Source organism: Parvibaculum sp. (assembly GCF_030651915.1).
Classification (GTDB): domain Bacteria; phylum Pseudomonadota; class Alphaproteobacteria; order Parvibaculales; family Parvibaculaceae; genus Parvibaculum.
In genome coordinates, this window is the sequence record NZ_JAUSBV010000005.1 from 362,592 (window position 1) to 376,473 (window position 13,882).

A 13,882-nucleotide genomic window follows, 5' to 3' on the forward strand; every position below is an offset into this window, starting at 1 on the left:
TTATTTATCCTGGAGGCGATAGTAGCCGAGAGCACCCCGAAGATACCAGCGCCGCAGCGCCGGCACGGGAATGGGCGGCGGCGCGCCCCGCATCGGCGCCGGAATATCGGACAATTCCGCTTTGCCGCCAATGAGTTGCGCCAGAAGGCGGCCGCTCCAGGGGGCCGCCGAAACGCCGTCGCCATGATAAGCCAGCGCAAACCAGATGCTCCCGTCATCGTCCATGCGGCCGATCGACGGGGTCAGCCGGCGCGTCATGCAGACGAAGCCACGCCAGTTATGCGTGGTTTCGACGTGGCGCCAGCCCGGAAAGACCTCGCCGAGGCGGCGCTCCATGAAGCGGCGCATCTTTGCGCCGTCTTCGGGCCTGCCGGTCAGATCGCCGCGGGCGCCGAAGAGGAAGCGGTTGCCGGGGAGCATGCGGTAGTAAAAGAGAAGGCGGCGCGTGTTGGCGCAAGGGCGTTCGGTACGCCAGTTCTGCGCCGCCAGCTCGGCTTCGGTCAGCGGCCGGGTGACGACGATGTTGGACATGACCGGCATCAGGGAGCGCGCCAGACCAGGGTGAACATCGTCGCGGGTGAAGCCGTTGGTGGCGATGACGATGCGGCGGGCGCGCAGCGTGCCCGACGGCGTCGCCAGAAGATGCCAGCCATCCACTTTTTCGCGATGGGTAACGGGCGAAGACCCATGCAGTTTCGCGCCGGCACGGGCGGCGGCGGCGGCGAGGCCGCGGGCGAAACGCAGCGGCTGCAGGCCGAAGCCGACCGGGTTCAGCAGCGCGCCGAATTGTTCGGTTGAATCATACTCGGCTTCGGCGATCTCCGCGCGCGACATCAGGCGGGCCGGAATGCCGAACATGCCGTTCAGCAAATCGCGTTCATGTTCGAGCGCAGCGAACATCGCCGGGTGATGCGCGACATGCAGCGTGCCGTCGCCTTGCGGTTGCAGGTCGATATTTTCATCGCGCGCCAGATTGCGCACCAGATCGACGGCTTCGACCTGCGAGGCAATGAAGCGCTTCGTCTCGGCCTCGCCGTAGCGGGCGATCAGTTCGCCGGGGCCGAGACCCGACGGCGGATAGGTGCAGAAGCCGCCATTGCGGCCCGAGGCGCCCCAGCCAAGCGGACCGGCTTCGAGCAGGCGGACATCAATGTCGAAATCGCGCGCCAGATGCAGCGCGCAGGAAAGACCGGTATAGCCGCCGCCGATAATGGCGACATCGCAGGTGTCGTCGCCGACGGGCCCGAGATCGATGCCGGCGCCAAGCGGCGGCGCTTCGTCGTCCCAGAAACAACCGACGTCACGCGCCGGATCGTACATGCCCGGATGATACCAGCTCATTTCCGCCCTGCCCGTTCCGGAAGCCGGAACGGCCAGCCGGTTTTTCTCAATCCGCCGCTTCTTCGCGACGGTCGCGAAGACGCATCTTGTAGCGGCTGCCCTCGTCGCGCATCGCCTGCGCCACGCGCTGACGCTGTTCCGGCGTCAGTTTCGCAAACCCGGCCAGCATAGCGTCGCGGCCGATGGCCGTCATCTCGCGCATCGCCGCGTCCATGCCGTCGAAGGCGGCGCGGGCCGCCGTTTCGTCATAGGGATCGGCGGCCAGCGCCTCGGCAAGCACCGCACGCGCCGCGCCCATGTCGCGCAGATGTGGACGGATTGCCGGGAAGTGACCGCGCATCGTATCGCGGATCGCCTGGCGGTCTTCGCGCGGCAGTTCCTTGAGGCTGTGATACATGCCCGGCATTCCCAGATGGTGGCCGCGCCCTGCGCCGTCGGGCGGGCCGATGACGAAAGGCACCGCAATCAGCGCGAGCAGAAAAAGGTTCAGCGCCACGGAGGCCAGCAATGCCGGGCCAAGCCAAGGGCGGTGGCTTTTCGCGGCGGGCGTTTCAGGGCTTTCGCTCATTGCATCCACTCCTCGGGCCAATCGATGTCGGCCATTGCCAAGGCGATTATCTGATCATCCGCCGTTGCTTCCGACGCCATGATCGTCGTTTCGGCAAGCGGCGAGAAATCGCCGGCGCTGCCGACCAGTATGCCCAGCATGATGGAGGCCGCCAGCGTTCCGGCCGGAATGGCGGGCGAGCCATAGGGCCAGACGGCTTCAAGCAGGCCACGCCAGCGGTTGCGGGTTTCGGGCGCGCGTTGCGGCGCGGCGACGGGGCGCGGCCGGGCGGCCATCAATCGCGCCATCAGCGCGTCCGACGGCGCTTCAACCGGCGCGGCATCGAGCAGCAGATCGAGACGCAAGGCCTCGTCGACCAGCCGGCGCGCCTCGGCAGAGGCTGCGACCAGCGCCTCGGCGGCGGATCGCTCAGCCTCCGGCCAGCGGGACGGCGATGCGCCCCAGGCGTCGACGATCTCCTGCAGACGCCCGATCGAGATTTCGTTCTTCATCATTCCGGTTCCGTGTACCCCAAAGCGCCTCAGGCGCCCGTTCTGTTTATACGCAGGACCTCGTCCCTTTCCGTCGCCAGCGTTTCACGAAGCTGACGCCGGGCGCGGCCCAGTAGCGATTCCACCGCCTCGACGCTGACTTCGAGAATTTCGGCCGCCTCGATGTTCGAAAGACCCTGAAAGTGCGAAAGCACGATCGCCAGGCGCTGACGTTCGGGGAGCGCCTGCAGGGCCGCTTCCACCCGTTCGGCCAGTTCGCGGCGCTCCAGATTTTCGTCCGGACGCGGATCGCCGCTCACGGGCTCAGGGATATCGTCGATGTTTTCGGGCCGGCGCTTGCGCAGGCGGTCGAGACAGAGATTGGTGGCCACGCGGTGGAGCCAGGTGCCGAATTGCGCCCTGCCCGGCTGCCAGCGTTCGGCATGGGTCCAGACGCGCAGAAAGACTTCCTGCGCCACATCCTCGGCATCGGCCCGATTGCCCAGCATGCGACGGGCCAGCGCGACCATGCGCGGCAAGTGCCGCTCCATCAGCAGACGGCAAGCCTGCTCGTCGCCTCTGGCGACGGCAGCTACCAGATCATCGTCCGATGGCGCATCCAACCGGCACATTCCCCTCGATCGTCCGGCGGCATTGCCCGCCAAACAGGCGTGAAAGGATGCCGGTTTTCACCGGCATCCCTCGCCACTCCCAGTCCGGTTCCAAGCTTACTCGGATTTGGACTTCATGCCATGACCGCCGCGAATCTCGTCGCGCTCGATCTTGCCGTCGCTGTTCTTGTCCATGCGGGCGAACATCTTGTCGCTCGCGGCCAGGAATTCGGCTTTCGAAATCCGGCCATCGCTATCGGTGTCGAGACGGGCGAAGCGGTCGCCGCGATCCTTGCCGTCGTGCTTGCCGCCGGCTCGTTCGCCGTGCATCGGCCGATCCTTGGCCGCCGCCTGCATTTCGGCGAGCGTCACGGCGCCGTCACCATCGGCGTCCATCGCCTTGAAACGGCTTTCCAGACGTTCGGCATGGCGTTCGCCGTGCTTTTCCGCGCCGTCCTTCTTGCGGTCGGCCATGCGCTTTGCCATGGCATCCTTCATTTCCTGAAGCGTCAGCTTGCCGTCGCCGTCGGCGTCGGCGGCCGCGAAGCGCTCTTCGGCCGTGCCGGCGCGGTGGGACTGCCACTTTGCACGCATTGCTTCGTGCGCGGCAGTCATTTCCTCTTTCGTGAGGTGGCCGTCGCTATCGGCATCCATCTTCGCAAAGCGCGCCTCGGCGGCTGTGCGGAACTCGGCGGCGGTGACGGCACCGTCCTTGTCGGCGTCCAGCATCTCGAACATCTTGCCACCGTGATGGTCCTTGCCGCCCCAGGCGGAAGCGGTCATCGGCAGGGCGACGGCCATGGCAATGGCGGCGGCGCCGGCGAGAAGTCCATATTTCAACTTGCGCATCTCGTATTCCTTGTTCTGTCCAGGTTTGTACCCCTGGGTTTTCCGGGTTCCCGGCGCCGCATGAGGACGCCGGGAACCCGAGCGGCCGAGCGGGCTGCGCCGTTCGGGGGGACGACAAGGCGGGAAAGCCTGCCGGCCGCTCGTTCTTCCATTAACGGGCGGGGTGGCGCATTCCGTCGGTCGCAGAAGCGGGATTTTCAGGCGGTCAGCGGGGCCGGCACCGCATGGCGGCGGGCGGGCGCCCAGAACGGCTCGTCCACCAGACGGGCCGGCAGCACGACACGGCGGACCGCCAGTTCGTCGCGGATTTCGGCATCGACCGTCAGGCGGGCCGTCAGCGCGCCGGTGTCGAGCGTTGCCAGCGCCAGGTTGCAGCCCAGCGCCGGCGAGAAGCCCGTGGTCGTGACAATGCCGACCGGACGGCCGTCCGCCAGAACCGAGACGAAACGCGCCGGCTCCAGCCCGTCGACCACCAGGCGGGCCAGACGGCGCGGCGGCGCGGCGGCGGCAAGGCGGACGAGCGCGGCGCGGCCATTGAAATGCGGTTTGACGAGCGCGACCTGCCGTTCGGCGCCGAGTTCGAAGGGCGTGCGCGCATGGACGGGGTCGATGGCGGCGAAGGCACCGAGATAGTCCCGCCCGGCACGCGGCAGGCCGGCCTCGAGCCGCGCCAACTCGCGCAACCCGACGCCTGACGGGTACAGGCCGAAGCCCGCGCCTGCCTGCATCAGATGACGCCAGACATACAGCGCTTCCTCCGGATCGACCCAGATTTCATAGCCGAGATCGCCGCTCATGCCGGTGCGACTGACATAGACCGGTATGCCGGCCAGCGCCGCCCAGCAGCCGGCCATCGGCTGCAGGCGTTCGATACCGGCAAGACCGGCCCTGGAAAGATGGAAGGCCGCCAGCGGGCCTTGCAGGCTCATCGCCGCCAGCGTATCGCCGACATCCTCAACGCGGACACGGAAACCGATGGCGCTGTCCATCAACCATGCCAGATGCGTTTCCTCCGTAACGAGACGATATTCCTCGTCGCCGAGCCGGAACAGCAGGCCATCGCCCAGCACCAGCCCCTGTTCCTCGCAAAAGAGCACATGCATGGCGCGGTCGACGGCGAGCGGCGCCACTTCGCCGGTGACCAGCCGGTCGAGAAAGGCCAGCGCATCGCGCCCGGCGATCCGGTATTTGATCAGCGGCGAAATGTCGGCGAGCGTCGCCGCGCCGCGCAACGCCCGATATTCGTCACCCAGATCGGTCAGCCATGCTGCGACCGTGAAGCCGTTCCAGCGCGTCCAGCGATTGACCCGGCTCTCGGCGGCGACGGCGGCATGCAGCGATGTCGTCAGCACCGTGCGCTCAAAGGGCGGCGCACCGGCCGGCGGTTCGAACAGCGACGGATCGACGGCGGCCCGTTCGTCCTGCGGATCGATTTCCGGCCGGAGCGGACTTTCGGCGTCCTGTTCGCCCAATGGCGGCGGCAAGGTGTCCGGTGTCATCGGGCCCTCCTTTCCGCAACGATCGCCGCGGCGGCGCTGCAGCCGGCCAGACCGGTGGCGCCGTCGCCCGGATGGCTGCCGGGACCGCAGAGCCAGAGGCCGGGTACCGGTGTGGCCTGCCGCGCCGCGCCGGCATGGAGGCAGGGCCGCTCCGCCGGGCCGAGACCGCCGCCCGGAATGCCGGATTTGGCTTCGATGTCGGGCGGCGTCAGAAGATCGCCGGCGATCACGCGGTCGGCGAAATCAGGCGCATATTGCGCGATCGTCCGGATGACGGATTGCAGCACCGCCTCGCTGCGCGCCGGCCAGCCGCCCTCGATGTCGTGCGGCATAAAGGGCAGCAGCACCGACATCACATGATGTCCGGCCGGCGCCAGCGCCGGATCGGCGATGCTCGGGATGGTGATTTCCATTACCGGTTCGGCAGCGATGTCGCGTTGCGCGCAGAGTGTCGCCGCACGATCGACATCGTCGAGCGAGGGTGCGATCAGCAAGCGCGCGCCGCACAGGACCGACGACAGACCCCGAAAGTCCGGAAGACCGTCGAGCGCCAGATTGACCTTCGCGACGCTGCCGGCGGGTGCGGTCGCGGGCAGACGGCGCACTTGCGCGGTCTCGATATGCGCGGCACCCAGAAGATCGAGCATGGTGGCGCGCCGGCCGAGGCTCGACACGACCAGCGGCGCGATGATCGCGGTGCCGTCGGCGGTTTCAACGCCAGCAATGGCGCCGCCTTCGACCAGCAGGCGCGAGACGCGCGCGCCGGTGCGGATTTCGCCGCGTTGCGCGGCGACGGCGGCGGCCAGTGCATCGGTGACCGCGCCCAGACCGCCGGCGGGAATCGAATAACCCCGACCGAGGCCGCGCAAGGCCAAGCGGTGAAGATAACGCAGCATGGTTCCCGGTGCATAAGGCCCGTCGACACTGCCCAGAACCGCATCGAGCGCGAGCGCGCCCTTCAGCAGCGGATATTCGAATTCGGCGTCCAGCAAATCGCCGATGCTCTGAGGCAACAGATGCAGCAGATCGGCCAGCGTTCCGGCCGCGCGCCATTCGGCGCGCCAGACCAGCCGCCGCAGGGCCGGCTGGATCGATGCCGTGTCGTCGAACAGCAGCGGCGCGATCAGGGCGACATGCGCCTTCATGCGGGCGTCGAAGACACGCCAGGCGGCGGCGTCCGCCGGGCGGGTGCCGGCCAGCGCCGCGACGTCCTTGCGGTTGCGCGGCAGGACGAGATGCCCGCCGTCACGGTCGAGCGCAACCGTCGGCAGGTCGCGCGCCGCATGTCGTAGCCCGTGCTTCGACAGTTTCAGGTGCCGCTCGATGCGACGCGGCAAGGCCTCGACCAGGTGCGCCATGGTCGACGCTTCGTATTCCGGCAGGATTTCGGCGGTGACGGCCGCGCCGCCCAGCCTGTCGCCGGCCTCCAGCAGAAGCACACGCAGGCTTGCCCGCCCCAGACAGGCGGCGGCGGCAAGACCGTTATGATCCCCGCCGATCACGATCGCATCGAATTTGCGTCCGCCCCATGCCATGCGACTAGCCTCGCTTCCGGTGAAGCGCCAGAACGCGCGCGGCGGCGTTGGCACCGGCCTGACCGGGCATCAAGGGGCCCGGATGGGCGCTCGGCGAGCAGACGTAGAAATTCCGGACCGGGGTGTCGTAGCCGCCGGTTCCGGGCAAGGGGCGGTTGACGAACATCTGGTCGAGCGTCGCCTCGCCATGGGCAATGTCACCGGCGGTCAGACCGATCTCGTTTTCGAGATCGGCGGCGAGAACAACGTCCCGCGCCACAATGCGACCGGCGAGGCCGGGGCTTGCCGCCTCAAGCCGCGCGACCACGAGATCGCCCAGCGCATCGCGCCGCTCCGCGGTCCAGGCGCCGTCGTGCAATGTTTGCGGCACATATTGCACCAGTGCCGAGAGCACATGGCAGCCGGCCGGCGCGATGGTCGCATCGGACAAGGAGGGAATAAGGACTTCGATCAGCGGATCGCGCGGCGGCATATGCGCGCGCCAGTCGTCGAAGGCACGCTGCATGCCGTCCATCGAACCCGCCAGACGCAAACCGCCCGCGAGCGCCGGGCAGCCTTCCGGCAATGCCGGAAATTCGGGGGTGCCGTCGAGTGCGAGGTTGATCTTGGCCGTCGCGCCCTTCATCCGGAAACGGCCGACGCGGCCCACCAGACCTTGCGGCAAATCCTTCCATTGAAAGAGGCTGAGGAAGCTGCGCTTCAGATCGAGACCGGAGAGAACGGCACCGGCGGCGATTTCCTCGCCATTGGCCAATATCACGCCACGCGCCTTGCGATCCTTCATCGCCACGTCGGTGACTTCGGCTTCCATGCGCAGGCGGCCGCCATGCGCTTCGATGACGGCAACGAGTGTCGCTGTCAGCGCCGCCGAACCGCCATGGGGGAGCAGAATGTCGGGCGCGCCGCCAGCGGCATCGCCGCCGGTCGCGAGCCATGGCGTCAGCAGCCGGCCGGCGCTGCCGGGCGAGAGCGGACCCAGGGTGCCACCCATCATCGCGGCGGCGGCCAGATGCACTTTCACAATGTCGGATTCAAAATAGGTGTCGAGAAATTCGGCGGCCGACAGCGTCCACAAATCGAGCGTATCGCGCAGCCGGCCGGCCTCCATCGCGGCCAGCCCATCGGCCAGACCAAGCCGTGCCTTCAATGCCTTGAAACCGCGGGTCACCGGGAGTTCGGCCGCCGTTTCGAGGCGCGGCCTCAGCAGGCGGGCGGCGCGCAACATGTCGCGGCGATAGCGTGTCCAGGCATCGGCATCGCGGCGCGAGAAGCGCGCGATCTCGCGGCGATGAACGGCGCCGTCGCGATAGCCGGCGTGGTGGCGGCCATCGGGAAAAAGCGTGACGCCGCCTTCGGCGCGAACAAAGCGCAGGCCATGGCGCGCCAGATCGAGATCGGCGACAAGACGCGCCGGCAGACCGCCGGCGCCGAGCAGATAGCGCGGCAGACGGAAACCCGGTGCGATCTCATGCGATGCCGACAAGCCGCCCGGCGCCGCATTGCGATCGAGCACAAGAACGCCGAGACCGGCGCGGGCCAGAGTGGCCGCGGCGGTCAGACCGTTAAGGCCCGCGCCTATGACGATCGCATCGTGACGCTCCATGCGTCATTACTCCACACACGCTCCGTTCGCCTCAGGTTCTACCTACCCGAAACGTGCCGGATTGACACGCTCCCGAGACGAATGCTTCCCGGCGATCCGCTGCATCGCCGTGCGATTTACCATGCATGTCCGGGATTTCCTTGCCTTCAGCGCGCAAACACAAAGCATGGTTAACGCGCCGTTCGTCCCGGCCAGCATGTCCGCGCTGCAAATTGTCAGCCAGCCGGCGTGCCTGCGGCCGCAACGACGATAGCATCGAACGCCGCGCGCACATGAGCCTGACTTTCGAGCAGTTCGGCTTCGAGCGCGGCGAAGTCGGGCGCGTTGCCGGCGCGCGCCAGCAGCGCCTTCAGGCCGATCGTCGCTTCGGCCGGATTGAAGACGCCTTCGACGCAGATGCGGATGACCTGCGTCAGATTGTGATTGAGCTCGATGGCGGCGACCAGCATGTCGGCGGTATCGGGCGGCAGCAGACCGGCGGCGGCGATGCGCGACAGCGCGGTGCGCGTGTGCGGGTGCAGGATTTCGGGATGGCCGCTGCCGTGGATCAGTTGCAGGTACTGGCAGATGAATTCGATATCGACCAGTCCGCCGCGCACATGCTTCAACTCCCAGGGATCGGCGCTGACGCGCTCCCTGGCGATGCGGGCGCGCATGTCGGCGACATCGGCGGCGATTTGCGCCGTGTCGCGGGTGGCGCGCAAGGTTTTGCCGATCGCGCCGGCGACACGCGCGCGCAGATCTTCGGGGCCGGCAATCGGGCGCGCCCGCGTCAGCGCCATGTGTTCCCAGGTCCAGGCTTCGGTCTGCTGATAGGCGACGAAACTTTCGAAAGCGGTCGCGATGGGCCCGGCATTGCCGGAGGGGCGCAGACGCATGTCGACTTCGTAGAGCTTGCCTTCAGCGGTCGGCGCGGTCAGCGCACCGATCAATTGCTGGCAGACGCGCGCATAATATTGCGCGGCATAGAGCGGGCGTTCGCCATCCGACATCGCGTCGGGATCGTCGAGATCGTAGATCACAATCAGATCGAGATCGGAACTTGCGCTCATTTCCTCGCTGCCGAGCTTGCCCATGGCAACAACGCAGAAGCGGCCGCCGGGCATGCGTCCATGCTTCTCGGCCACGCGCGTTTCGGCGACGGGGGCAAGGACCGCCACGAGCTCGGCCGCGAGCGCCGCATAGGCCGGGCCCGCCTCCTCGGCATCGGCGCTGCCGGTCAACACACGCACGCCAAGACGGAAGCGGTATTCGCGCGCCCAGACGCGCACGAAATCGAGCGTGTCCTGATAGTCGCTGGCGTGAGCCAGCATATCGGCGAGGCTTCGATGCAGCTCGACCGGATCGGGCAAGCCCTTGAAGAAGTCGGGATCGACGACCGCTTCCAGCACACGCGGGTTCTGACTGAGGTAGCGCGCCAGACGCGGCGCGGTGCCGCAAATGCCGGCCAGCAGATCGAGCAGGCTCGGATTGGAATAGAGCATCGAGAAAAGCTGCACGCCCGCCGGCAGGCCGGTGAGGAATTTATCGAAACGGGAAAAGGCGGTGTCGGGGCTTGAGGTGCGCGAGAGCGCGCGCAGAAGCGCCGGCATCAGGCTGGTCAGCAATTCGCGCGAGCGGGGCGTGCGTGTGGCGGCGAAGCGGCCCGTGTGCCAACCGCGAATGGCCTCCGACATTTCCGAGACTTTCTCGAAACCGAGACCGCGCAGCGTGTCGAGCGTTTCGGGATCGTCCTCGGTGCCGGTGAAGACCAGACTGCCGCCGTCCTCGCCGAGCGGCGGCGCCGTCTCGAACAGCTTGGCGTAGTGACCCTGCACGCATTGCAGCCGCTTCGTCAGTTCTTCCGAAAACGACGCGCGGTTGTCGAAACCCATGAAGCAGGCGACGTGATCGAGCCCCTCGTCTGTCTTCGGCAGCGTGTGGGTCTGCTCGTCGTCGATCATCTGCAAGCGATGCTCGAGCTTGCGGAGAAAGCGATAGGCTTCCTTCAGTTCCGCCGCCGCTTCGGGCGCGATCCATTGCTTGCGCGCCAGCTCGTCGAGCATCGCGCAGGTTTGCTTGCCGCGCAGTTCATGATCGCGGCCGCCGGCGATCAATTGCTGCGTCTGAACGAAAAACTCGATCTCGCGGATGCCGCCGCGTCCGAGCTTGATGTTGTGACCGGCGACGGCGACGACGCCGTGGCCGCCGACGGCGTGGATCTGGCGCTTCATCGAATGAATGTCGTCGATGGCGGCGTAGTCGAGATTCTTGCGCCAGATATAGGGCGTCAGGATTTTCAGGAAGCGCTCGCCGGCCGCGATGTCGCCGGCGACGGCGCGGGCCTTGATGAAGGCCGCGCGCTCCCAGTTCTGGCCGCGGCTTTCGTAATAGCTTTCGGCCGCCGGCAGCGATACCGCGACCGGCGTGCCGCCCGGATCGGGGCGCAGGCGCAGATCGGTGCGGAAGACATAGCCGTCGCCGGTCCGTTCCTGCAGCAGCTTGACGAGGTCCTTGGTCAGGCGGACGAAAAAATCGCCGTCGTCGAGACCCTGTTTCAACGGCAGCTGGCCGGGCTCGTAGAAGACGACGAGATCGATGTCGCTCGAATAGTTCAGCTCCCGGGCGCCGTATTTGCCCATGCCGAGAATGGCCAGACCCGAGCCGCGCGCCGAAACCTCTTCCGGTGCGCGGGCGATCTGGCCGCGTCTGGCCGCATCGACGAGGAGCCAGTCGATGCCGGCACCGACCGCCGCATCGGCGAAGGCGCTCAATGCGCCGGTGACCGCTTCCAGGTCCCAGGCGCCGCAGATGTCCGCCATGGCGATCAGCAGCGCCGCTTCGGACTTGGCCATGCGCAGGGCGGCCATGATGTCGGCCTGCGTCGCGCAGGCGGCGGCCCCGTGCACGCGGCCGATCAGATCGTCCAGCGCCGTTTCAGGCGTGTGCAGGAGAAGGCGCGGCAGCCATTCCGGATGGCGGCGCAGGATGCGCGTCAGAAAGGGGGAGTTGCCCTGGATCGAGGCCAGAAGATGACGAACGGCCGCGTCGTCGAGCAGCGCGGCCAGCGCGTGGGCCGGTTCGTCCGTCGAGGCGGCGCGCGCTGCCTCGATATCGCCGGTCTCGCGCGCCACGCGCGCCTGATCGTAAGGTTGCGGCGCCAGGGACGCCCATTCGCGCAGCGTCTTCGCGCCGCTTACCCTTGTCACGTGCCTCGTCCTTCGTCCTTTGCGCGCCGGTCCGGCGCACAGGCTAGCAGATTCCCGTTCAGCGGCCGGCGATCGGAAGGTGCAGGCTGACCTTGAGTCCGGGATGATTGTCGTCCAGCCGGATCTTGCCGCCATGCAGCCGGGTCACGGCGGCAACGAGGCTGAGACCGAGACCACTGCCCGGCGTGTTGCGGCTCGCCTCCAGCCGCACGAAGCGCTCGAGAACATGTTGCCGCTCGTCCGCCGGGATGCCGACGCCGTGATCGGCAACGGCGAGGATGACGCCGCGGCCGGGCTGCTCCGGATCGGCCATGGCCGAGACCGTGATGCTGCGCTCGACATCGGGCGCCGGCGGCAGTCCGTGTTTGACCGCATTGTCGAGAAGATTGGCCGTCGCCTGAGAGAGCAGCTCGCGATTGCCGCGGATCTGCAGGCCCTCCTGCACATCGACATGCAATGTCATGCCGCTTTGTTCGGCAACGGGCTCGTAGAGCTCGGCAGCGTCGTTGACGATCACCGCGAGATCGACCCAGGTCATCGATTCGCGCAGCGAGCCCGCTTCGGCGCGCGCGATCATCAGCAGCGCGTTGAAGGTGCCCAGCAGGTTGTCGGCCTCGGCGATGGTGCGTTCGAGCGCGTGACGGTAGTCGGCCGGCGAGGCTTCCTGCATCAATGTGACTTCGAGGCGGTTGCGCAGGCGGTTGAGCGGGCTGCGCAGATCATGCGCGATATTGTCGGTGACCTGCCGCATGCCGGTCATCAGCGCCTCGATCTGGTCGAGCATGGCGTTGAGGTTGCGGCCCAGCTGATCGAGTTCGTCACCCGTGCCGGCAATGGGCAGGCGCTGCGAAAGATCGCCCTCCATGATGTCGCGGCTCGACTTGTTGATGTCGTCGACGCGCGCCAGCATGTTGCGGCTCATGAAGAGACCACCGGCCAGACCGAGCGCCACCGTCATGGCGATCGCCCAGATCAGCGCGTTGGTGATCAGGCTTTCGATCTCGCGCCGTTCCTGCACGTCGCGACCGACCAGCAGGAAATAGCCTTCCTGCAGGAAAAAGGCGCGGGCGCGGGCCGCCTTCACTTCCGTGCCGTCGAGCGTCTTGCGGTTGTAGTCGAAATCGAACCAGCCGTCGGGACCGACTGTCACCGAGGGACGCGCGTCCAGCGTGCCCGCCAGAACGCGGCCGGCAGGGTCGAGCACGAGATAGAGGCTCTGGCCGGGATCGCGCGAGCGCTGGATGACGGTGTGGACCAGAAGCGGCAGTCCGCCTTGCCGGTATTGCTCGGCAAGGCCGGCAATTTCGGCCTCCACCGCTTCGTCGGTCTGGCGGGCCAGAAAACCGGCGGTATTCCAATAGACATAGGCCAGAAGCGTGATCGCCGAAGCGGCAAACAACGCCAGATAGATGACCGCGAGCCGAAAGGTCGAGGTCTTGAGGAGATTAGTCAGCGGCACGTAGCGAGTATCCGGCTCCCCGAACGGTATGCAAGAGCGGCTGCTGGAAATTCTTGTCGATCTTGGCTCGCAGCCGCGAGATATGCACATCGATCACATTTGTCTGCGGGTCGAAATGATACTCCCAGACGTTCTCCAGCAACATGGTCCGTGTGACGACCTGGCCCGCATGCTTCATCAGATATTCGAGCAGCCGGAATTCGCGCGGCTGGAGGTCGATTTCCTGGCCTTCGCGGACGACTTTCCGAGCCAGCAGGTCGATTTCAAGATTGCCGACCTGAAGCCGGGTGCGGACCTGGTCGGGATTGGAGCGGCGCACCAGCACTTCGATTCGGGCCAGCAATTCGGCGAAGGCATATGGTTTGGTCAGATAATCGTCGCCGCCAGCCTTCAGGCCCTTGATGCGGTCGTCCACTTCGCCGAGGGCGGAGAGAAACAGCACCGGCGTCCTGACGGCCTCTTCCCGCAAGGTCTCGACGACGCTCAGGCCGTCGCGCTTCGGCAGCATCCGGTCGACGATCATCACGTCGAAGGTGCTGGAGAAAGCCAGCGTCAGGCCTTCCTCGCCATCTGCCGCGTGATCGACGATATGGCCACTTTCGCGCAGGCCCTTCACGACATAGGCGGCGGCTTCCAGGTCGTCCTCGATCACCAGAATGCGCATGTTCCAATCAAACTCCCAGCTCTCGATGGCGCCTGCGACGGCAGGCAAACGGGCGAACCGCGCCGCCGATGCTGCGGGGGGGTGGCATCGGACGG

At 66.9% G+C, this 13,882-nt stretch carries 11 protein-coding genes; all 11 read right to left on the minus strand.

The window, feature by feature from the left end; genetic code table 11:
- The 11 genes from Q7V31_RS06015 to Q7V31_RS06065 all read right to left on the minus strand — a co-directional run bounded on the left by Q7V31_RS06015 (position 1) and on the right by Q7V31_RS06065 (position 13,787).
- The gene (locus Q7V31_RS06015; RefSeq protein WP_304733089.1) at positions 1–1,341 is read right to left on the minus strand and encodes an FAD-binding oxidoreductase; all 1,341 of its coding nucleotides are present in this window, start codon (positions 1,339–1,341) and stop codon (positions 1–3) included.
- Between the two features lie 46 nt (positions 1,342–1,387).
- Entirely contained in the window at positions 1,388–1,909 is a 522-nt protein-coding gene (locus Q7V31_RS06020; protein WP_304733090.1) for a Spy/CpxP family protein refolding chaperone, read from the minus strand.
- Positions 1,906–2,403 (minus strand): hypothetical protein, encoded by a 498-nt coding sequence (locus Q7V31_RS06025; protein WP_304733092.1) that lies wholly within the window; start codon positions 2,401–2,403, stop codon positions 1,906–1,908. Before Q7V31_RS06025 ends, Q7V31_RS06020 begins: the two co-directional genes overlap by 4 nt.
- A 26-nt stretch (positions 2,404–2,429) precedes the next feature.
- Entirely contained in the window at positions 2,430–3,044 is a 615-nt protein-coding gene (locus tag Q7V31_RS06030; RefSeq protein WP_304733094.1) for an RNA polymerase sigma factor, read from the minus strand.
- 63 nt (positions 3,045–3,107) lie between these two features.
- Positions 3,108–3,839 carry an EF-hand domain-containing protein gene (locus Q7V31_RS06035; protein WP_304733096.1) on the minus strand — a complete coding sequence of 244 codons (732 nt, stop codon included), beginning with the start codon at positions 3,837–3,839 and terminating at the stop codon, positions 3,108–3,110.
- Between the two features lie 197 nt (positions 3,840–4,036).
- Positions 4,037–5,338, minus strand: coding sequence for an aminomethyltransferase family protein (locus Q7V31_RS06040; protein ID WP_304733098.1), 1,302 nt, complete (start codon positions 5,336–5,338; stop codon positions 4,037–4,039).
- Positions 5,335–6,873, minus strand: a complete 1,539-nt coding sequence (locus Q7V31_RS06045; RefSeq protein ID WP_304733100.1) for an NAD(P)/FAD-dependent oxidoreductase — start codon at positions 6,871–6,873, stop codon at positions 5,335–5,337. Before Q7V31_RS06045 ends, Q7V31_RS06040 begins: the two co-directional genes overlap by 4 nt.
- 4 nt (positions 6,874–6,877) lie before the next feature.
- A complete protein-coding gene (locus tag Q7V31_RS06050) occupies positions 6,878–8,476 on the minus strand; it encodes an NAD(P)/FAD-dependent oxidoreductase (RefSeq protein ID WP_304733102.1) in 1,599 nt (532 codons plus the stop codon).
- 215 nt (positions 8,477–8,691) lie between these two features.
- Positions 8,692–11,664: a bifunctional [glutamine synthetase] adenylyltransferase/[glutamine synthetase]-adenylyl-L-tyrosine phosphorylase gene (locus Q7V31_RS06055; RefSeq protein ID WP_304733104.1), complete on the minus strand. Its 2,973-nt coding sequence runs from the start codon at positions 11,662–11,664 to the stop codon at positions 8,692–8,694.
- Between the two features lie 58 nt (positions 11,665–11,722).
- Entirely contained in the window at positions 11,723–13,123 is a 1,401-nt protein-coding gene (locus tag Q7V31_RS06060; RefSeq protein ID WP_304733106.1) for a HAMP domain-containing sensor histidine kinase, read from the minus strand.
- Positions 13,110–13,787: a response regulator transcription factor gene (locus Q7V31_RS06065; RefSeq protein ID WP_304733108.1), complete on the minus strand. Its 678-nt coding sequence runs from the start codon at positions 13,785–13,787 to the stop codon at positions 13,110–13,112. The genes Q7V31_RS06060 and Q7V31_RS06065 overlap by 14 nt, the downstream gene beginning before the upstream one ends.
- Positions 13,788–13,882 lie beyond the last annotated feature (95 nt).